Genomic DNA, 19,791 nt, shown 5'->3' with positions numbered 1-19,791 from the left:
CACCCCTCGGGGGCCCGCGGGCCTCTGTGACCGGGGCTGCGGCGGAACGGTCACCGTCCGGTCACATTCGCCGCGCGCACCCGTCGAATTCGGCTGTGAGCCTGCTGTGCGCCCCGACCACCGAGGGGCGGAACAAGGAGGCTCCCGTTGTGTCAGCGCTGCTCGTGACGGCCGCACCCACCGACCGCCGCGCCCCCGCAGGACCGGTCAGGCTGGGGCCCGTGACCCCCGAGGCGTACCGCGCCTTCCTCGGCTCCCGCTCCGGTGCGGACGGGCCCAGTTTCCTCCAACTCCCCTCCTGGGCGCAGGTGAAGGAGGGCTGGAGCCATCAGCTCGTCGGATGGGGGCGGGAGGGCGCGGAGCTCTCCGGCGTCGCGCTCGTCCTCCTCCGGCCCTTCCCCGGCACCCGGAAGTACTTCGCCTACCTGCCCGAAGGGCCCGTCGCCGACTGGGCCGACCCCGACCTGGACGGCTGGCTCTCCCCGCTCCTCGGCCATCTGCGCTCCCTGGGAGCCTTCGCCGTCCGCATGGGGCCGGCGCCCGCCTACCGCCGTTGGAACGCGGCCACCGTCAAGGCCGCCGGCGGGCCCGGCCGCCGGCTCTCCGACGTCCTCGCCGACGAGGTCGACCCGCTGGGCACCGCCGTCGTCGAGCGGCTGCGCGCCCGCGGCTGGCGCAAGTGCGGCGGCGACTCCGAGGACGGCGCCGACGCCCAGCCCCGGCACGTCTTCCAGGTCCCGCTCGCCGGCCGCTCCACCGACGACCTGTGGACCGGCCTCAACCAGGAGTGGCGGCGCAACGTCCGCAGGGCGCGCAAGTCCGGGGTCGAGGTCGTCGTCGGTTCCGCCGCCGACCTGCCCGAGTTCTACCGGCTGCTGCGCGTCACGGAGGAGCGCGACGGATTCCGGCTCGGCCGCTCCCTCGCGTACTACGAGCGCCAGTACGCCGTCCTCAACGCCGAACAGCCCGGCCGCATGAAGCTCTACCTCGCCCGCCACGAGGGCGAGGTCCTCGCCGCGCACACCATGCTCGCGGTCGGCGGCCGGGTCTGGTACCAGACCGGCGCCTCCGCCGACCACCGCCGCGAGGTCCGCCCCTCCAACGCCCTCCAGTGGCGCATGCTGCTCGACGCCCACGCCCTCGGCGCCGCCGTCTACGACCTCCGCGGGGTACCCTCCACCCTCGATCCGGACGACCGCGCCCACGGCCTCCTCCGCTGGAAGCTCGGCACGGGCGGACAGGTCGTCGAAACGCTGGGGGAGTGGGAGATTCCGATGCAGGGCACGACCAACGGGGCGCTGTACCGCGCCTTCCAGGCCTATCTGGCCCGCCGATGACGGCGACGATCGCCGCCGCCCCGCCGGAGCGGAAGGCCTCCGCCGCCCGCAGCGGCGCCCTCATGGCCGCCGGGTCGCTCGTCTCCCGCGCCACCGGCTTCGTGCGGGCCTCCGTCGTCGCGGCGGCGCTCGGCGCGGGCTACGTCGCCGACGGATACGCCGTCGGCAACTCCGTCCCCACCATCGTCTACATGCTGCTCCTCGGCGGAGCGCTCAACGCCGTCTTCGTCCCCGAACTGGTCAAGGCCGCCAAGGAACACGAGGACGGCGGCGTCGCCTACACCGACCGCCTCCTCACCCTCTGCGCCCTCGCCCTGGCGGTCCTCACGGTGACCGCCGTGCTCGCCGCGCCGCTCGTCGTCGACGCCTACACCGACTACGCGGGCGCGCAGCGCGAGATGACCCTCACCTTCGCGCGCACCTGCCTGCCGCAGATCTTCTTCCTCGGACTCTTCACCCTGCTCGGACAGGTCCTCAACGCCCGGGGCCGGTTCGGCGCGATGATGTGGACCCCCGTCCTCAACAACGTCGTCGCCGTCACCGTCTTCGGCCTCTTCCTGGCCGTCAGCGACGGCGGGGAGCTCACCGCCGGGGAGACCGCCCTCCTCGGCTGGGGCACCACCGCCGGCATCGCCGTCCAGGCCCTCGCCCTGCTGCCCTCGCTGCGCGCCGCCGGCTTCCGCTGGCGGCCCCGCTTCGACTGGCGCGGCAGCGGTCTCGCCGCCCCGCTCCGCTCGGCGGGCTGGCTCGTCCTGCTCGTCCTCACCAACCAGGGCGCGTACTGGGTGACCACCTGGCTCGCCACCTCCGCGGGCACGGATCCGGCGGTCAGCGGCGGAGGCATCGCCGCGTACAACAACGCCTACCTCCTGTGGACCGTCCCGCACGGCATCATCACGGTCTCCCTCGTCACCGCGCTGGTGCCCCGGATGAGCGGGGCGGCGGCGGACGGCGACACGGCGGGGGTCCGGCGGGACGTCTCGTACGCCCTGCGGACCAGCGCGGCGGCCGTGGTCCCCGCCGCCTGCGCGCTCCTCGCGCTCGCCGTCCCGCTGATGACGGTCGTCTTCCGGTACGGGGCGACCACCGGCGACGACGTGCGCGCCATGGCCTGGACGCTGATGGCCTTCGCGCCCGGCCTGGTCGCCCTCTCCGGCCAGTACGTGTGCACCCGCGCCTTCTACGCCCTGCGCGACACCCGCACCCCGTTCCTGCTGAACCTCGTCATCGCCGGCCTGAACGCGGGGCTCTCGCTCGCCGCGTACGCGTACCTCCCCGTCCGCTGGGCGGTCACCGGCATGGCGGCGGCGTACTCGCTGGCGCTCTGGGCGGGCTGGGCGGTGACGGCGTACGCGCTGCGCCGCCGGCTGGGGAAGGGCGGCACGGGCGACGCGGTCTCCGCGCTGGCGCGCCTCCTCGTGGCCGCGGTGCCGGCGGCGGGGTACGGGCTGTTCGTCGCGGACGCGGTGGAGGCGGCGGGGGCGGTGGTGGCGGGGGCGGCGGGAGCGGTGACGATCCTGACGGTCTTCGCCCTCCTCGCCCGCCCCCTCCGCCTCACGGAACTCCAGGCCCTCCTCCGCACGACAACCGCCCGCCTCCGCCGCACCTGACGCCCCACGCCCCGGCGTGGCGGCGCCCACGACGGGGGCGGGACCGCCCCCACCAGAGCGCCCCCGACCTTGGGATACTCCACACATGCCCCGCGTGCTCCTCATAGAAGACGACCCCTCCGTCCGCGAAGGCGTCGAACTCGGCCTCCGTCGCCGCGGGCACGAGGTCCGTGCCGCCCCCACCGGCGAGGCGGGTCTCGCCGCGCTCGGCGAGTTCCGGCCGGACCTGCTGCTCCTGGACCTGATGCTGCCCGGCATGAACGGCGTCCAGGTCTGCCGCCGGGTCCGCGAGAGCAGCCAGCTGCCGATCATCATGCTCACCGCCCGCGGGGACGACTTCGACGTGGTCGTGGGCCTGGAGGCCGGCGCCGACGACTACATCGTCAAGCCCGCCCGTACGGAGGTCATCGAGGCCCGGATACGGGCCGTGCTGCGGCGCATCGAGGAGCCCGGCGCCGGCCGGCCCGCCGTCGAGTTCCACGGGGAGCTCGCGATCGACCGCGCGGGTCTGACCGTCGCCAAGGCGGGCGAGCGCGTCGCCCTCGCCCCTTCCGAGCTGAAGCTGCTGCTGCACCTCACGGCCGCCCCCGAGCAGGTCTTCAGCCGGCAGCAGCTCCTGGAGCACGTCTGGGAGCACAGCTACCACGGGGACGCCCGGCTGGTGGACGCCTGTGTCCGCCGCCTGCGGAACAAGATCGAGGACACGCCGGGCGAGCCCCGGTACATCCAGACCCTGCGGGGCTTCGGCTACCGCTTCGGCCCGCTGTGAGGGCCTGCGTGAGCCCGGACCGGGACACGGTCCGGGACACGGATCAGGACGTGGCTCCGGGCGCGGAGCCGACGCCGGACGCCCGACGGGCCCGTCGCAGGGCCCGCGGCCCCCGCCTCCGTCCCTTCGGCCTCCGCACCCGGCTCGTCCTCGCCTTCCTCCTCGTCGCGGCCGTCGGCTGCGGCACCACCGCCGCGCTCACCTACCGCGCCGCCCGCAACGCCATCCTGGAGCAGACCCAGGACACCGCCGTCTCCGCCTTCCGCGACCAGATCGACCCGCTCGTCATCAGCCTGCCCGTCAACCCCGCCTCCCTGCGGGAGACGGTCCTCGCCATCGCCCGCCAGGGCAAACCCCGTCCCTGGCGGGTCTACGCCGAGTACGGCACGGTCCGCGTCTCCTCCACCGACCGCCCGACCTCCTCCGTCATCACGCCCGCGCTGCGGGCCCGCGCCCAGGCCCGGCCGGCCACCCCGCACGGCAGCTTCCAGCGGGTCGTGAAGAGCGGCACGCCGTACCTGACGATGGCCGTGCCCGCCGTGTTCCGGACGCACGCGAGCCAGGGGACGGCCCAGCCGACCGGCCTCGTCTTCTACGCGGTCATGGAGCTCGACGAGGAGGAGGCGAACATCGAGGCCATGGTGACCGCGGCCCGTGACGGCGCCCTCCCGGCGCTGGCCGTGGCGCTGATCCCCGCGCTCATCGCCTCGCGCGGCGTGCTCCGCCCCGTACGGGAGCTGCGGCACGCGGCCCACAGCATGGGCCGGGGCCGGCTCGACACCCGCATCCACGCGAAGGGAAGCGACGAACTCGCCGATCTGGCCCGTACGTTCAACGAGTCCGCCGCCGAGCTGGAACGTTCCGTCGCGGAACTCCGCAACGCCGAGGCCCGTGCCCGCCGCTTCGCCTCCGACGTCTCGCACGAACTGCGCACCCCGCTCGCCGGCATGCTCGCGGTCACCGAGGTCCTCGACGAGGACGCCGGCGGCCTCGACAGCGACACCGCCCGCGCCGTCCGGCTGATCAGCGCCGAGACCGGGAAGCTCGCCGTGCTCGTCGAGGACCTGATGGAGATCTCCCGCTTCGACGCGCGGGCGGCCGAGCTCCACACCGACGAGGTCGACGCCGCCGACTGCGTCCGCAAGACCCTCCAGCACCGGCACTGGACCGATCCGGAGCAGGTCGTCCCGTACCTTGGGGAGGGGATCAGGGCGCGGCTCGACCCGCGCCGTTTCGACGTCGTCGTCGCCAACCTCGTCGGCAACGCGCTGCGGCACGGGGCCGCGCCGGTGACGGTCAGGCTGTACGCGGAGGGGGGCGAGCTGGTGACGGAGGTCGCCGACCGGGGGCCGGGCATCCACCCGGACGTCCTGCCGCACGTCTTCGACCGCTTCTACAAGGCGGACCAGGCCAGGACCCGCTCGGCGGGCAGCGGCCTCGGCCTCGCGATCACCCTGGAGAACGTCCGGCTGCACGGCGGCACCGTCCGCGCCGCCAACCACCCGGCGGGCGGGGCGGTCTTCACCGTACGGATGCCGCTGTGAGCCGCCGGACCGACCTGAGCCGCCGGACCGACCTGAGCCGCCAGGTGGCCGTGAGGCTCCGGGCGGCCGCAGCCGCCCGGACGGCTGCCGACGGTCGGACGGCCGCCGATGGTCGGACGGCCGCGGCCGGTCGGACCGCCGCGACCGGTCGGACCGCCGCACCCCGCCGGGCGGCGGCCGCGCGCCGCCGGTCCGTCGCCGCGGTCCTGCTCGGCACGCTCGTGCTCGCCGCCTGCGGCATCCAGGAGAGCGACGTCGTCGAGGCGGGCGCCGCCGCCACCGTCGCCGTCGCTCCGGCGCCCGAGTTCCGGATGGTGCTCTACTTCCTCACGCCGGACGGCCGGCCGGTCCCGGTGGTCCGTGACCTCGGGTCGCCGATCCCCGAGACGACGTTCTCCTCGGGCGGCTCCGAGTCGACCGAGGACCGGAAGGCCCGGGGACCGGGCTCCGGGTGGGCACAGGACACGGGCGGCGTCCGGGCCGCCACCGACAAGGCGCTCGCCGCGCTCCTCGCCGGCCCGGCCGGTGCCGACACCGCCGCCGGCCTGACCACGGACCTCCCGACGTCGGAGCGATCGCCGCACGCCGAGGGGACCGGGACCCTGACCCCTGAGGGCCGCCGGGTCGTCCGGCTCCGGTCGCCGTTCCCCGTCAGGGGCCTGACGGGGACGGCCGTCCAGCAGCTGGTGTGCACGGTCGCGTACGCCGAGGACGGCGGGGGCAGGGTCGACGTGAGCCTGGTGGGCGTCGACGGCACGCTGCCGACGACCCGCTGCGAGGCGTAGGACCTGCCTTCCGGACCGGGCCCCGGGAGGCCTCAGCGTCCGCGCAGGTCCGCGAGCACCGCGTCCGTGAACGGCGGCCACGCCTCGACCGCCCACGGCCCGAAGGGCCGGTCGGTGAGGGCCACACAGGCGGCACCCGTGCTGTTCCCGCCCGCCCGCCCGGCGTCCGGGTCGATCCACAGGAAGGTGCCGGCCTGGCCGAAGTGCCCGAAGGTGCGCGGCGAGGAGTTCGCGCCCGTCCAGTGCGGGGACTTGCCGTCGCGGATCTCGAAGCCGAGCCCCCAGTCGTTCGGCCGCTGGTGCCCGTAGCCGGGCAGGATGCCGGTCAGACCGGGGTACGCGACGGTCATCGCGTCCAGGACGGTCCGGGCGTCGAGCAGCCGCGGCGCCTGCACCTCGGCGGCGAACCGCACCAGGTCGTCCACGGTGGACACGCCGTCCTTCGCGGGCGAGCCCTCCAGGGTCGTCGAGGTCATGCCGAGGGGCTCCAGGACCGCCTGGTGCAGATACTCGGAGAAGGGGATGTCGGTGGCCTTGGCGACGTGGTCGCCGAGCGCCTCGAAGCCGGTGTTGGAGTAGATCCGGCGGGTGCCCGGCGCGGCCGTCACCCGGTTCTCGTCGAAGGCGAGTCCCGAGGTGTGGGCGAGGAGGTGGCGGACGGTCGAGCCCTCGGGCCCGGCCGGCTCGTCGAGGTCGATCGCCCCCTCCTCGTACGCGACGAGGACGGCGTACGCCGCCAGCGGCTTGGTGACGGAGGCGAGCGGGAAGCGCTGCCCGGTGGGGCCGTGGGACCCGGCCAGGGTGCCGTCCGCGAGGACGACGGCGGCGGCCGCGGTGGGGACGGGCCAGTTCTCGATCGACGCCAGGCTCGGCAAGCTGCTGTGCATGGGGCCGAGCCTACTTGCTTCGAGTGCACTCAAACGTTTTAGCGTGGGTCCCATGAGCGTGACCGAGAGCATCGCGAGCACGACCGGGCTTACGGGGAAGGACCGTTACACCATCAGCGAGGTGGCCGCCCTGACCGGGCTCACCGCGCACACCCTGCGCTGGTACGAGCGGATCGGACTGCTGCCGCAGGTCGACCGTTCGCACACGGGCCAGCGCCGCTTCACGGAGCAGGACCTCGGCTGGCTGACCTTCGTCGGCAAGCTGCGGCTGACCGGGATGCCGGTCGCCGACATGGTCAGGTACGCCGAGCTGGTGCGCCAGGGGGACCACACCAGGGACGACCGGCGGGAGCTCCTGGAGGCCACCCGGCGCGACGTCCTCACCCGGATCACCGAACTCCAGGACACGCTCGCCGTGCTCGACATCAAGATCAGCCATTACGGGACCGCATGCGGAGGAACACCTTCATGACCAGCGTGACCAAGATCGACACCGTACGTCTCGGCGGTCAGGACGGCCCGGAGATCGGAGTCCAGGGCTTCGGGGCCATGGGCATCAGCGAGTTCTACGGCGACACCGACGAGGCCGCCGCCCGCGACACCCTCGACGCGGCCCTGGAAGCCGGCGTCACCCTGATCGACACCGCCGACATCTACGGCAGCGGCGCCAACGAAAAGTTCCTCGCCCCCTTCCTCGCCGCCCACCGCGACGAGGTCACCCTCGCCACCAAGTTCGCCATAGAGCGCCGCGCCGACGACCCGTCCTACCGGGCCGTCCGCAACGACCCCGCCTACATCAAGAAGGCCGCCGAGGACAGCCTGCGCCGCCTCGGCATCGAGACCATCGACCTCTACTACATGCACCGCCGCGACCCGGAGATCCCCTTCGCCGAGTCCGTCGGCGCCATGGCCGAGCTCGTCCAGGAGGGCAAGGTCCGCTTCCTGGGGCTGAGCGAGGTCACCGGTCCCGAGCTGCGCGAGGCCCACGCGGTGCACCCGATCAGCGCCCTCCAGTCGGAGTGGTCGCTCTTCTCCCGGGACGTGGAGCGCAGCGCCGTCGGCGCCGCCGCCGAACTCGGTGTCACCCTCGTGCCGTACTCGCCGCTCGGCCGCGGCTTCCTGACCGGTGCGTTCGCGGACGCCTCCAAGGAGCTGTCGGGCGACGACTTCCGCCGGCACCAGCCCCGGTTCTCCGGCGAGAACGCCGAGCGGAACGCGGCCCTCCTCGACCCGGTCCGGAAGATCGCCGCCGCCCACGGCGCGACGCCGGCCCAGATCGCCCTCGCCTGGGTCCAGCAGCGCGCGGCCGTGCACGGCCTCACCGTCGTCCCCATCCCCGGCACCCGCAAGCGCTCCCGCCTCCTGGAGAACGCGGCCGCCACCCGCATCGTCCTCACCGACGCCGAACTCGCCGAACTGGAGCCGATCGCCGGCCTGGTGGCGGGCGACCGCTACCCGGACATGAGCCACACGGCGGCCAGCCGGGAGGCCTGAGGCTCCCCGCGCCCTCACGCGAGCCCCAGGGCGAAGACCGCGAAGCCCGCCGCGAGCAGCCCCGCCAGGGTGCGGCGTGCCGGACCGGTCTTCGCCCACGGCGCCTCGAAGACGCGCGCGTACCGGCCGATCAGAAGCAGCAGACCGGCGAAGACCGGCATCCAGGCCAGCCGGGCGAGGATCCAGCCCACCGAGTCCGGCGCGCCCACCAGGCCCGCGACCCCACCGGCGTACGAGGCGGGGATCGCGGCGGTGAGCATCGCCGTCTGGTGCCAGCACAGGATCGTCATCGCGGACAGGTTGACCACGACGACCGGCGCCCACAGCGCGGGCCGCCCCAGGAGCGCGCCGATCCGCTCCCGGAGCAGGATCGCCGCACCGCTCTGCGCGGCGGCGAGGGCGAGGACGAGCAGCGACGGCGGGTGCGAGTTGGTGCGGGCCTCGCCGGGGACGCCGACCATCGACGCCGGGTAGCCGAAGACGAGCAGCAGGGCGGCGAAGAGCGCGGCGCCGCCGAGCAGCAGCCCCCACGCGTGGCGCCGGGTGACCCGGCCCTCGCCCCAGGAGGCACCGAGCTGGTACGCGAACATCCAGCCCGGCAGGACGTTCAGCAGGCTCAGCCAGGACGGCACGGCGTCGGCGTACGGCCCGTACCGCAGGAAGTCGACGACGGCGACCGAGCCGAGCAGCGGCGCCGCGGCCCACGCTCCGAGTCGGCGGGCCGCCCGCACGCACAGCGGGGTCAGCGCCGTGACCACCGTGTACACCCCGACGAACCACAGCGGCTGGATCACCAGCGTGGACGCCGTCCGCAGCGTGTCCACGGGCACCCCGAGACCGAAGTGCAGGACCGGCAGCAGCGCCGCCCACACGGCGGTGACCCCGAGCACCGGTCGCCCGAGCCGGGCGAGCCGACCACCGAGCCACGCGCGCGTGGAGCCCTTCCGCCGCCGGTACGACAGCACCGACGCGTAACCGCCGACGAGGAAGAAGATCCCCAGCATCTGCAGGACCCAGCTGACGGGCGCCAGACCGGAGAAGGTGCCCAGCGGGCTCGCGTTGTGGATCGCGCCGTCGTCGGAGAGCGTGAAACCGCCGAGCAGCCAGTGCCCGGTCGGCACGGCGAGCAGCGCGAGGGCGCGCAGTCCGTCGACCGCCCGGTCGCGGTGGGCGGGCGTGGACGACTCGATCTTCCGGACGAGGGCCTTCACGGCCGGGGTCTTCGTCGCCGGGGCCTTCAGGGCCGGGTTCTTCGTCGCCGGGGCCCTCATCGGACGTCCCCCTCGGCGATCGCGGCGAACGCACGGAGGGAGGCGGTGCCGGGCGCGAAGTAGCCGCCGTGCCCGGCGGCGTCCCCGGCCGGGATCGGACGCGCCCCGAAGGACGGGTCGGTGGGGTCGGCGCCGTGCCCGAGGCCCGCGAACTCGACGTTCGGGACCCGGTCGATCCAGTCGGTGGGATCCTTCGCCGCCCAGACGCGGGCGGAGGTGCCGAGCCCGGAGACGTTCTCGGCGCGCATCCCGGGCGAGCCGAAGACCACCAGGTCCTTGGCCTTCAGCTCGTGCGCGGCGAGCCCGCAGACCACGGAGCCGTAGCTGTGGCAGAACACGGACGGCTCGGCCGCGCCGACGGGCCGCACGGCGGCGAGCCCGTCCGTGAACCGGGCCAGCCGCCCGGCCCCGGCCTCCGCGAGCCGGCCGGTGGCCGCGTCCAGGCCGACCCCGACGGGCGTCGTGTACCCGGCCCAGGCGACGACCGCCGTACGGCCCCCGGTCGCCCGGCGCAGGGACGCCGCCATGTCCGCGAGCGGCCGCACGTGGCCGGCGTCGACGTCGGAGCCGGGCACGATCACGGCCACGTGCTCGGCCCGTGCCGGATCCCCGTAGACCAGGACCACCTGCCCCCGGCCGCGCGGATCGTGGGCCAGGACCCGCGCCCCGCCGAACTCCCCGCGCGTGGAGAGGGCGTTGGCCTCGTACCGCAGCTCCAGGGGCGCCCCGTCGAGGTTCCCGACGACCGTCGGGTGCGTCCGGGCCAGCTCCCTCCGCCGTACGGGACCCAGCCCGGCGAAGAACCGCGCGACCTCGGCCGGGCCCATCCGCTCCGGGTCCGGCAGCCCCGCGGCCCGCCAGGCCCCGGTCCCGGCCGGGGCCCCGGTCACGGCCTCCTGGCTGTTCCCGGACGCCCAGCCGGCCGTCCCGGCGATCACGCCGGTCACCACCGCGGCGGTGATCAGGGTCCTCGTGAAGCGGCGCATCGGCCCGCCCTCCCTCGTTCTCGTCGTTGGCGAGAGGAAGGTAGGAAGACGGAGGGTGGCGACACGTCACACCGGGGAGCCAACTCCCTTCTGCCACCCGGGTAGGGGGTGGAGGAGCGGCCGACACCAGTCGGGGGGTGGGGATTTCCCCCGGGGGCCGGCGGTACTCCCGGGGTCGACGGGGCTCCTCCGGGGGCGGTGGGATCCCCGGGGTCGACAGGACTCCCGGAGGCCGACGGGACTCCCGGAGGCCGCCGGGGCTCCCGGAGGCCCACGGGATCCCGGTGCCGGCGGGGCTCCCCCCGGGGGCTCGGCGTCAGCTCGCGCCGGGGGTCACCAGGCCCGACTCGTACGCGAAGACCACCGCCTGCGCCCGGTCGCGCAGGTCCAGCTTGGCGAGGACCCGGCCGATGTGGGTCTTCACCGTCTGCTCGGCGAGGACCAGGCTGTCCGCGATCTCCTGGTTGGACAGGCCCCGGGCGATCAGTTCCAGGACCTCCGTCTCGCGCGGCGTGAGCCCGTTCAGGCGCAGCGCCGTGGCGTCCCGGCGGGGAGCGGGGCGCGAGGCCGCGAAGTCGGCGATGAGGCGCCGGGTCACGGACGGGGCGAGCAGCGCCTCGCCCGCCGCCACCACCCGTACCGCCGCGATGAGGTCCGCCGGCGGCGCGTCCTTGAGGAGGAAGCCGGACGCCCCCGCGCGCAGCGCCTCGTACACGTAGTCGTCGACGTCGAAGGTGGTCAGCATCAGCACCTTCGGCCGGTGCGTGACCCCGGCCGGCGGGTGCAGGATCTCCCGGGCCGCCGCGAGCCCGTCCAGCTCCGGCATCCGGACGTCCATGAGGACGACGTCCGGGTGCGTCGAGCGCGCCACCTCCACGCCCTGCCGCCCGTCCGGCGCCTCGCCGACCACGTCGATGTCGGGCTGCGCGGCGAGCAGCGCGGCGAAACCGGCCCGCACCATGGCCTGGTCGTCGACGATGATCACGCGGATGGTCACTCGGTGTCCTTCGTACGCAGGGGAAGCCTGGCCGCGACGCGGAAGCCGCCGTCCGGCAGCGGCCCGGTGTCCAGCGAGCCGCCGGTCAACCGTACGCGTTCCCGCATGCCGACGAGCCCGTGCCCGGTGCCGGGGGCGCCCCGCTCGACGGAGGAACCCTCCTCCAGGGAGGGCCCGTTGACGACGAGAACGGTCAGCCATCCGTCCTCGGCCCGGACCGAGACGCGGGTCGGGGCCCCGGGGGCGTGCCGCACGACATTCGCGAGGGCCTCCTGCACGATCCGGTACGCGGACAGGTCCACCGCCTGCGGCACCTCCCCGAGGTCGGCGGCGAGGCGCAGCTCGGCCGGGACCCCCGCCCGTACGGTCGCCTCGACGAGCTGCTGGACCCGGTCGAGGCCCGGCTGCGGCGCCCGCTCGCCCTCGCCGCCGTCACTGCGCAGGACGGAGAGCAGCCGGCGCATCTCGGCCAGCGACTCGCGCGCGCTCGCCGCGATCGACGTGAACTCCTCGCGGGCCGCGTCAGGGAGTCCGGAGATGCGGTACGGGGCCGAGTCCGCCTGCACGGTGATCACGGACATGTGGTGGGCGACGACGTCGTGCAGCTCGCGCGCGATCCTGGCCCGCTCCTCCAGGAGCGTGCGGCGGGCCCGCTCGGCCTCGTTGATGGTCTCCTGCTCGGCGAGCCGCCGCTGGGCCTCGCCGCGGGCGCGGACGGCCGAGGCGAGGAGCAGCAGCACCCCGCTCAGGACGAGCAGCAGGGTGTGGACGCTGGTGTACCCGGCGGGCCGGAAGGCCTCCAGGACGTAACCCGCCACGCCGGTCGCGAGCCACACCCCGAACAGCGCCCGGCGGGACTCGCGGAGCCCGAGCGCGAGCATCAGGGCGCAGTAGCCGACGACCAGCGGCGGGGGCCACGGCCAGTACTCCGCGCGCGTGCCGTCCGCACCGAGCAGCACGAGCGCGCCGAGCACGTCGGCGGCGAAGACGATCCACCAGGCCTCCAGGGGCCGGGCGACGGCGAGCAGCAGCGGCAGCGTCTGGGCGGTGCCGACGGCCCCGGCGAGGGCGCCGTTGACGCCGTAGTCGTTGATGAGGAGCACGACGGTGGAGGGGAGGAGCGCGGCGACGAACGAGAAGGCGACGACGTACGGCAGCAGCCGCACCCAGCGACCGGGCGCACCCGCGAGGAGCGGGGCACCCGGTGTGGTGGGGGTGGTGAGCGCGGCCCCGAGCCCCTGGAACACCTCCCGCGTCCGGGCGACCGCCCACCGCCCACCGGGGCGACGGGCGACGGGCGGGGGAGCGGTGGGCGGCCGGTGGCGCGATTCGATGTCCATGACGGGCCCAGCGTAGGCAGCGCCCCCGCCGCGGGGCGTCATACCGAGGACTGGGACGAACCTGCTACCGGGGTACGACACGGCCCACGGACGTGACGCCCACCCCCGCGCTGCCGCGGCCCCCGCCGGCCGGCGCCCGCCCCCGCGCCCCCGTTGCGGCCTGCGCTTGCCGGTGCGGTGCCCGCCGTTGTGGGCAGTCGTTCCGCTGGGGCGGAACGGGTGGGCACAACGGACGGCGCCCTTGCCGGCGCCCGAGGCTGCCGCGCCCGGACCCGCACCGGCAGGTACGGCGCACACGGGGTGCGGGTTCAGGCCCGGAACGCGGAGGCGCCACTGAGGGCGCCGTCCCGTGTGCCCACCCTCCCCCAAGCTCTCGGCTTCGCTCGAGCAGGGGGGACCCCCCTCGCCCAGCGGGACGATTGCCCACACGGGCGGGTGGCGGAAGGGGCGCCGCCCCGGCGGGCGCGGGCCCCGCGGGGGGGGCAAGGGAGCCGCCCAGCAGGGCGCGGGGCCCCACCGGCGAGGAGCGCGGCCGCCCAACAGGGCGGGCCCCGCGCGGCGGGGGCGGGACGACCGGCCCCGCCCCGTCACAGCTCCGCCAGGAGCTCCGCCTTCTTCGCCGAGAACTCCGCATCCGTGACCAGCCCCGCCCGATGCAGCTCCCCCAAGTGGCGAATCCTTTCAGCCACCGCCCCGGGATCCCGGGGCCCCGCTCCCCGCCCCCCGGCGGGGACCGCGACGGGCACGGGGGCGCGGTCCTTGTCCCGGATCGCGGCGAGGACCGCCGCGGCGAAGATGAGGGACTCGTACACCGGTCCGTAGCGGCCGAAGACGACGCACGCCGGGTCCTGGTCGGGCTGGACGGGGACGGTCCGGGGCCCGCCGTCCCGGGGGACGAGCCGCAGGTACCCGTCGACGCCGTCCGGCGAGCGCCATTCGACCCCGCAGAGGTCCCGTACCGAGAAGACCTGGTCGCCGGCCTTCCACTTCTCCGAGGAGGCTCCCGTCCAGGACCAGCGGAAGGCGACCTCCGAGGTCCCGTCGAAGCCGGCCTTCCCGTCGTACCCCTTGAAGGACTGCGGCCCCGACGGCGGCGCCACCAGGAACCGGTCGGCGGGCGCGACGCCGTCGACGGACCCGTCCTGCAGCGCGTCGTACCCGGCGGCCCCCGCGGCCCCCGGGTGCGACGCGAGGAGCGCCCGCAGTTCGTCCCGGTAGTGCTCGGCGAGCGTCTCGCGTTCCGCCGGGAGCACCAGGCGGTACGGATCGCTGCCCTCCTTGAGCTGCCCCGCGGCCACCTCCATCAGCGGATCGGCGCCCGGCCTCGGCACGGCGTGCAGCACGAGGGTGCCCCGCTTGCCGGGCGTGAGCGTCACCGACGCCAGCGCCTCGTGCGGTACGCGTCTCTCGCGCAGCGCCCCGAAGAGCTTCGGCGTACGGATCCCCCGGTCGAAGCGGATGACGAGGGCGTCGCTCTCGAGCTCCCAGGCGGCATGAATTCCGGCCAGCACATCACCCATGCGCCTCATCGTAAGCGGCGTGTGCCCTTGCGTCGCCCCTGTGAAAGGTCCTGAAATTGCGTGATCTACGCGCGTCAGAGCCCTTCCGTGCCGGATATTCCGTCGTGGCAAGCGCTGTCGGCGGGTGCGCAGACCAGATTCGGGTACGCCCCGACGCCTATGGCGGCGAAGTTGCCGAGGCTCTGTGTCCCCGGCTCGAAATAGCCGCTGTGGCCGAGGGCGCCGTGCGCGGAGAGCAGCCTCGCGCCGAACTCCGGCGCGACCGGGTCGGCGCCGTGTCCGAGCCCGCCCACCTCCAGGTGCGGCACGTCCGCTATCCAGTCGTCGGCGTCCCGCATGGCCCACACGCGCGCGTGGCTGTCGAGGTCGGCGGCCCGCCCGACCCGCATCCCGGGGCTTCCGGCCACGGCCAGGTCGGTCACCCGGGCGGGCAGCCGGGGTGCGGCGGCCCCGCAGAGCACGGAGCCGTAGCTGTGGCAGAAGAGCGCCACGCGCGCGTCCGGGGGCAGGGACTCGGTGAGGCCCACCAGTCGTACGGCTCCCTCTTCGGCCAGCCGGCCGGTCACCGCGTCGACGCCTATCCCGACGGGTGCGGTGTAGTCGGCCCAGGCGATGACCGCCACGCGTGCGCGTGGCGAGGTCCGCCGCTCGGCCGCGTAGAGGGCTTCGGCCATGCCGGCGGGGGCGCCGTACCGGCCGTGGGTCTTCTGGAAGGTGAGCAGGTTGGTGTCGACGCCGGGCACGATCACCGAGACGCGCCGGGCCCGCTCCAGGTCCCCGAGGACCTCGGCCGCCCGCCCCGTGCCGGTCGGGTCGAAGGCGAGGACCTGGCGGCCGGGGCGCATCAGGGAGGCGAAGCGGTCTATGCGGCGCCGGGCCTCGTGCCGGCCCTCGGGGGAGAGCCTGGGGTCGTCGACCCTGTTCCGCTCGGCGGCGTACGCGCGCGCGAGGGTGATCCGGTTGGCGCGGTAGCGCAGGGCGACCGGGACGCCGTTGAGGTTGCCGACGACGAGCGGGTGCCGGGCGGCGAGCCGGGCGCCGCGCGCCGGGCCGAGTCCGGCGAAGAACGCGGCGACGGTACGGGCCGGGGCGGCCGGGTCGGGCAGCGGCCGGTGGTCGATCCGGTCCCGCGCCCAGGCGGCGAGCGCGGCCTCGCGGGACGGCCACGGCACGGGCTGGTGCCGGATCGTGGTCCACCCGGTGGTCGCGAGGAGCACGAACACGACGGTGAGTGCGAGGAGTGCGCGCGTGGCGACGAGGGCGGGCGGGGCATCGGAGGTCACGGGCCGCCACCCTACGGGGCGCGGCGCACGCCTCTTCACGCGGCGGCCTTCGTGCGGGAACCCGGCGGCCCGCGCGGCGACTCGCGTCGGGGGAGGCCGGAAGCCCGCGGGACCGCCCTCGTACGGGAAGCCCGACAGCCTGCGGGGCCTCCCGTACCGGAGGGCGACGGCCTCCGCGGCCGCCGGCGACGGCCTACGCGGCCGCCCCCGGACCCTCCCCGGGCCGGTCCCGCCAGTGGGGGACGAGCGCCGGGCCGAGGTGGTCGAGGTACTCCTCGGTGAGCGCGCGGATGGCCTCCAGGCTCCCGTCCGTGCCCCGGCCCCACATCTGCCCGGTCACCCGCATCACCCCGCTGAACGCCGCCACCGCGATCCGGGGGCGCGGGTCCTCGTCGACGTCGAGGCCCTCGCGCGCGGCGATGATCCGGGAGATGGTCTCCTCCATCTCGGTGGAGCGGCGCAGATGGACGGCGAGCAGCGCGGGCGTCGACTCGATCATGCGGTACGCGCGCAGGTGCAGCTCGACGGGGACGACCTCCGCGATCGCCTCGCCGATGGTGTCCCAGGCGGACAGGACGGCGTTGCGCATCGCGTCGAGGGGGGCCTCGTCCGGGGGCCGCTGTCCGAGGGCGTGCACGAAACGCTCTTCCACCATGTGCTGGACGGCGAAGGCGACCTCCTCCTTGGAGGAGAAGTACCGGAAGAAGGTGCGCTGGGAGACGTCCACGGCGTCGGCGATCTCGTCGACGGTGGTCCGCTCGTACCCCTGGTCGGTGAAGAGCTCCAGGGCGACCCGGATCAGCGCGTCGCGCGTGCGCTGCTTCTTCCGCTCGCGCAGTCCGGGAACGGTCACGGCGTGGTCCTCTTTTTCGGCATTTCTTCCTGCTCAGCGTACCTGTGAGCTACGTGACAGTTACCGACGCGTGAATCGCTTTGTCAATTGTCAGTGACTGTCACTAGCCTCGTTCGCATGACTAGTCAGACCACCGTGGAAAAGGCCCCGCAGGGTCAGGGGGACGCCCGGGAACCCGTACCGGTCCCGGCGAAGGGACTGCGCGGCCACCCGTGGTTGACGCTCTTCGGCGTTGCCGTCGGCGTGATGATGGTCGCGCTCGACGGCACGATCGTCGCCATCGCCAACCCGGCCATCAAGGAGGACCTCGGCGCCACCCTCGCCCAGGTCCAGTGGATCACCAACGGATACCTGCTCGCGCTCGCCGTCGCCCTGATCACCGCCGGCAAGCTCGGTGACCGCTTCGGTCACCGCCAGACCTTCCTCATCGGCATCGCCGGCTTCGCCGCCGCCTCCGGCGCGATCGGCCTGTCGCACTCCATCGCGGCCGTGATCGCCTTCCGCGTCCTGCAGGGACTCTTCGGCGCCCTGCTGATGCCGGCCGCGCTGGGCCTGCTGCGCGCCACCTTCCCCGCCGAGAAGCTGAACATGGCGATCGGCATCTGGGGCATGGTCATCGGCGCCTCCACGGCGGGCGGCCCGATCCTCGGCGGCTTCCTGGTGGAGCACGTCAGCTGGCAGTCCGTCTTCTTCATCAACGTGCCGGTCGGCGTGGTCGCCCTCGTGCTCGGCCTGGTCATCCTCAAGGACCACCGCGCCGAGAACGCGCCGCGCTCCTTCGACCTCCTGGGCATCCTGCTGCTCTCCGGCGCCATGGCCGCCCTCATCTGGGGCATCATCAAGGCCGGTGAGTCCTGGGGCTGGGCGAGCGGCAACACCTGGGGCTGCCTGCTCGGCGCGGTGGTCCTGTTCGCGGTCTTCGCCTTCTGGGAGACGAAGGTCAGGGAGCCGCTCGTCCCGCTGGGCATGTTCCGCTCCGTGCCGCTCTCGGCCGGTGCGGTGCTGATGGTCCTGATGGCCTTCGCCTTCATGGGCGGCCTCTTCTTCGTGACCTTCTACCTCCAGGGCGTGAAGGGGCTCGGCCCGGTCGACGCCGGTCTGCACCTGCTGCCGCTGACCGCGATGATGATCGTCTCCTCGCCGCTGGCCGGCGCGCTGATCACCAAGTTCGGGCCGCGCGTGCCGCTCGTCGGCGGCATGGTCTGCACGGCCGTCGCGATGTTCGGCATGATCACGCTCACCGCCGGCACCGGCACCCTCGCCATGTCCCTCTGGTTCGCCCTGCTCGGCCTGGGCCTCGCCCCGGTCATGGTCGGCGCGACCGAGGTCATCGTGGGCAACGCGCCGCTGGAGCTCTCCGGCGTGGCCGGCGGTCTGCAGCAGGCCGCCATGCAGGTCGGCGGCGCGCTCGGCACGGCGGTGCTCGGCGCCGTCATGTCCTCGAAGGTCTCCGGCTCCTTCGCGGGGAACTGGAAGGAGGCCGGCATCCCGGTCCCGGCCGACCCGCGCCTCGAGCAGGCCGCCGAGTTCGGCATGACCCCGCCGGAGCTGGCCCAGGCGCCGGGGATGACTCCCGGCCTCCTCCAGCAGATCACCGGGGTCATCCACGAGACCTTCCTGGACGGCATGGGGCTGGCCTTCACCGTCGCCGGTGGCGTCGCCGTCGTCGCGGCCCTCGTCGCCACGCTCACCAAGCGCGGCGAGAACGCGGAGGCGGGCGGCATGGGCGGTCACATCTGACGCTCGCCCGTCAGGGTTCCCGTAGGGGGCCGTCACCCGTTCGCGTGAACGGGGGCGGCCCTTCTTCCGTCGTCGGAGGACCTCCGCCATCCTCGTGATCACAGAGAGTGACGAATCGGGGGTTCATCAGCATGTATACGAAGACCGTCCTCACCGGCGCGGCCGTCACGGCCCTCCTCCTGACCGCCCTCATGGCGGCCCCGGCGGCGCCCGTGACCCCGGTGGCCCCGGCGGCGCCGTCAGTCGCCCCGGCCGGGACCGCGCTCGGGGCCTGCGGGCCCGGTCGGCTCTGTCTCTGGCCGAAGCCCGGCTTCAGGGGCAGGCCGTGGACGCACGAGCTGGCCACGACCGACATCGACAGCTGCGTCGCCCTGCCGCCGGGCACCTCGGCCCAGTCCCTCGCGAACCGCACGGGCCGACCGGTCACCACGTACCAGTCGGCGGAGTGCGGGGAGACGGGGGAGTTCGAGACGTACCCGGGGAGGGGGACCTGGGTGCCGCAGACGGCCTACGAGGTCAGAGCGTTCAAGCTCTGGGAGCGGTAGGCGAGGGGACATCGCACGGCTCGTCCGCTCCCGGCGCTCCCGGCCCTCCCGGCGCTCCCGGAGCCCCCGGCACTTCGGGCGCTTCCTGCCGGGCCGGCCGCGCCGAGAGCCGGGCCACCTCGGCGCGGAGCTCCCGGACCTCCAGGGTGAGCGCCTCCAGGAGCTCCGTCTGCCGGCGCTCCACCGCGTCGTCCCGGTCGAAGCGGGAGATGAACCAGGCGGCGATGTTGGCCGTGACGACACCGAGCAGGGCGATGCCCGAGAGCATCAGGCCCACCGCGAGGACCCGGCCGAGACCCGTGGTCGGGGCGTGGTCGCCGTAGCCGACCGTCGTCATCGTGGTGAACGACCACCACACCGCGTCCCCGAGCGTCTTGATGTTGCCGTGCGGGGCGTCCCGCTCCACGTGCAGCACGGCCAGCGAGCCGAACATCATCAGCCCGACCACCGCGCCCGCCACATACGTGGTGAGCGTTATCTGCGGGGCCATCCGGGCCCGCCGACCCACGAGGAGGAGCGTGGAGACGACCCGCAGCAGCCGCAGCGGCTGCACCATCGGCAGTATCACCGCCAGCAGGTCCAGCGGATGGCCGCGCACGAAGCGCCAGCGGTCCGGGGCGAGCCCGAGACGGACGAGATAGTCGAGCGCGAAGGCACCCCAGACGGTCCACTCGGCGTGGGTGCACAGCCGGTGCACCCACGGCTCGGCGCCGGGGGCCACGATCGGCACCGCGTAGGCGAGGCCGAACACGACCGCGAGCACCAGGAGCGGCGTCTGGGTGCGCTCTTCCCAGCGCAGCTTCTTGACGGGCATGTCCGGCATCGTAAGG

Annotated in this window: 18 protein-coding genes; 9 read left to right on the top strand and 9 right to left on the bottom strand. The window is 74.5% G+C overall.

Translation table 11 applies throughout. The annotated features are described in order from the left end of the window. The first annotated feature begins 149 nt into the window (after positions 1 to 149). The 5 genes from IE180_RS10235 (at position 150) to IE180_RS10215 (ending at position 6,045) form a co-directional block, all read left to right on the top strand. Entirely contained in the window at positions 150 to 1,337 is a 1,188-nt protein-coding gene (locus tag IE180_RS10235) for a lipid II:glycine glycyltransferase FemX (protein WP_190156506.1), read from the top strand. Further along, the gene (murJ, locus tag IE180_RS10230; RefSeq protein ID WP_190156505.1) at positions 1,334 to 2,947 is read left to right on the top strand and encodes a murein biosynthesis integral membrane protein MurJ; all 1,614 of its coding nucleotides are present in this window, start codon (positions 1,334 to 1,336) and stop codon (positions 2,945 to 2,947) included. Before IE180_RS10235 ends, murJ begins: the two co-directional genes overlap by 4 nt. A gap of 85 nt (positions 2,948 to 3,032) precedes the next feature. After that, positions 3,033 to 3,716 (top strand): response regulator, encoded by a 684-nt coding sequence (locus tag IE180_RS10225; RefSeq protein ID WP_190156504.1) that lies wholly within the window; start codon positions 3,033 to 3,035, stop codon positions 3,714 to 3,716. 50 nt (positions 3,717 to 3,766) lie between these two features. Continuing rightward, positions 3,767 to 5,260, top strand: a complete 1,494-nt coding sequence (locus IE180_RS10220) for a sensor histidine kinase (protein WP_190156503.1) — start codon at positions 3,767 to 3,769, stop codon at positions 5,258 to 5,260. Then, entirely contained in the window at positions 5,257 to 6,045 is a 789-nt protein-coding gene (locus IE180_RS10215; protein WP_229860417.1) for a hypothetical protein, read from the top strand. The genes IE180_RS10220 and IE180_RS10215 overlap by 4 nt, the downstream gene beginning before the upstream one ends. A 32-nt stretch (positions 6,046 to 6,077) precedes the next feature. Here IE180_RS10215 and IE180_RS10210 read toward each other — a convergent pair whose 3' ends face one another. Then, positions 6,078 to 6,932, bottom strand: a complete 855-nt coding sequence (locus tag IE180_RS10210; protein ID WP_190156502.1) for a serine hydrolase domain-containing protein — start codon at positions 6,930 to 6,932, stop codon at positions 6,078 to 6,080. A gap of 52 nt (positions 6,933 to 6,984) precedes the next feature. Here IE180_RS10210 and IE180_RS10205 point away from each other — a divergent pair, with 52 nt between their 5' ends. Both IE180_RS10205 and IE180_RS10200 read left to right on the top strand, forming a co-directional pair. Further along, on the top strand, positions 6,985 to 7,404 hold the full coding sequence (locus tag IE180_RS10205) for a MerR family transcriptional regulator (RefSeq protein ID WP_190156501.1): 420 nt from the start codon (positions 6,985 to 6,987) through the stop codon (positions 7,402 to 7,404). Then, the gene (locus IE180_RS10200; protein WP_190156500.1) at positions 7,401 to 8,426 is read left to right on the top strand and encodes an aldo/keto reductase; all 1,026 of its coding nucleotides are present in this window, start codon (positions 7,401 to 7,403) and stop codon (positions 8,424 to 8,426) included. Before IE180_RS10205 ends, IE180_RS10200 begins: the two co-directional genes overlap by 4 nt. 14 nt (positions 8,427 to 8,440) lie before the next feature. Here the strand turns inward: IE180_RS10200 and IE180_RS10195 are convergent, their stop codons facing one another. The 7 genes from IE180_RS10195 to IE180_RS10165 form a co-directional block, all read right to left on the bottom strand. Further along, positions 8,441 to 9,697: an acyltransferase family protein gene (locus IE180_RS10195; protein WP_229860416.1), complete on the bottom strand. Its 1,257-nt coding sequence runs from the start codon at positions 9,695 to 9,697 to the stop codon at positions 8,441 to 8,443. Next, complete coding sequence (locus IE180_RS10190; RefSeq protein ID WP_190156499.1) at positions 9,694 to 10,683, bottom strand: alpha/beta hydrolase; 990 nt, start codon at positions 10,681 to 10,683, stop codon at positions 9,694 to 9,696. Before IE180_RS10190 ends, IE180_RS10195 begins: the two co-directional genes overlap by 4 nt. Positions 10,684 to 10,999: 316 nt before the next feature. After that, on the bottom strand, positions 11,000 to 11,680 hold the full coding sequence (locus IE180_RS10185; RefSeq protein WP_190156498.1) for a response regulator: 681 nt from the start codon (positions 11,678 to 11,680) through the stop codon (positions 11,000 to 11,002). Beyond that, positions 11,677 to 13,020, bottom strand: coding sequence for a sensor histidine kinase (locus IE180_RS10180; protein WP_190156497.1), 1,344 nt, complete (start codon positions 13,018 to 13,020; stop codon positions 11,677 to 11,679). Before IE180_RS10180 ends, IE180_RS10185 begins: the two co-directional genes overlap by 4 nt. Before the next feature lie 587 nt (positions 13,021 to 13,607). Further along, positions 13,608 to 14,540 (bottom strand): DUF4429 domain-containing protein, encoded by a 933-nt coding sequence (locus tag IE180_RS10175; RefSeq protein ID WP_190156496.1) that lies wholly within the window; start codon positions 14,538 to 14,540, stop codon positions 13,608 to 13,610. Between the two features lie 74 nt (positions 14,541 to 14,614). After that, positions 14,615 to 15,823, bottom strand: coding sequence for an alpha/beta hydrolase (locus IE180_RS10170; protein ID WP_190156495.1), 1,209 nt, complete (start codon positions 15,821 to 15,823; stop codon positions 14,615 to 14,617). A gap of 193 nt (positions 15,824 to 16,016) precedes the next feature. Continuing rightward, positions 16,017 to 16,676, bottom strand: coding sequence for a TetR family transcriptional regulator (locus tag IE180_RS10165; protein ID WP_190156494.1), 660 nt, complete (start codon positions 16,674 to 16,676; stop codon positions 16,017 to 16,019). Between the two features lie 117 nt (positions 16,677 to 16,793). Between IE180_RS10165 and IE180_RS10160 the strand changes: the two genes are divergently transcribed. Continuing rightward, positions 16,794 to 18,416: an MFS transporter gene (locus IE180_RS10160; RefSeq protein WP_190156493.1), complete on the top strand. Its 1,623-nt coding sequence runs from the start codon at positions 16,794 to 16,796 to the stop codon at positions 18,414 to 18,416. Between the two features lie 131 nt (positions 18,417 to 18,547). After that, positions 18,548 to 18,961 (top strand): peptidase inhibitor family I36 protein, encoded by a 414-nt coding sequence (locus IE180_RS10155; RefSeq protein WP_190156492.1) that lies wholly within the window; start codon positions 18,548 to 18,550, stop codon positions 18,959 to 18,961. On the opposite strand, the gene IE180_RS10150 is transcribed toward IE180_RS10155, so the two are convergent. Then, on the bottom strand, positions 18,942 to 19,775 hold the full coding sequence (locus IE180_RS10150; protein WP_190156491.1) for a potassium channel family protein: 834 nt from the start codon (positions 19,773 to 19,775) through the stop codon (positions 18,942 to 18,944). The genes IE180_RS10155 and IE180_RS10150 overlap by 20 nt on opposite strands. Positions 19,776 to 19,791: the final 16 nt, after the last annotated feature.

It is taken from the genome of Streptomyces litmocidini, from assembly GCF_014649755.1.
GTDB classification, from domain to species: domain Bacteria; phylum Actinomycetota; class Actinomycetes; order Streptomycetales; family Streptomycetaceae; genus Streptomyces; species Streptomyces litmocidini.
This window is presented reverse-complemented; position numbering and strand designations above follow the sequence as displayed.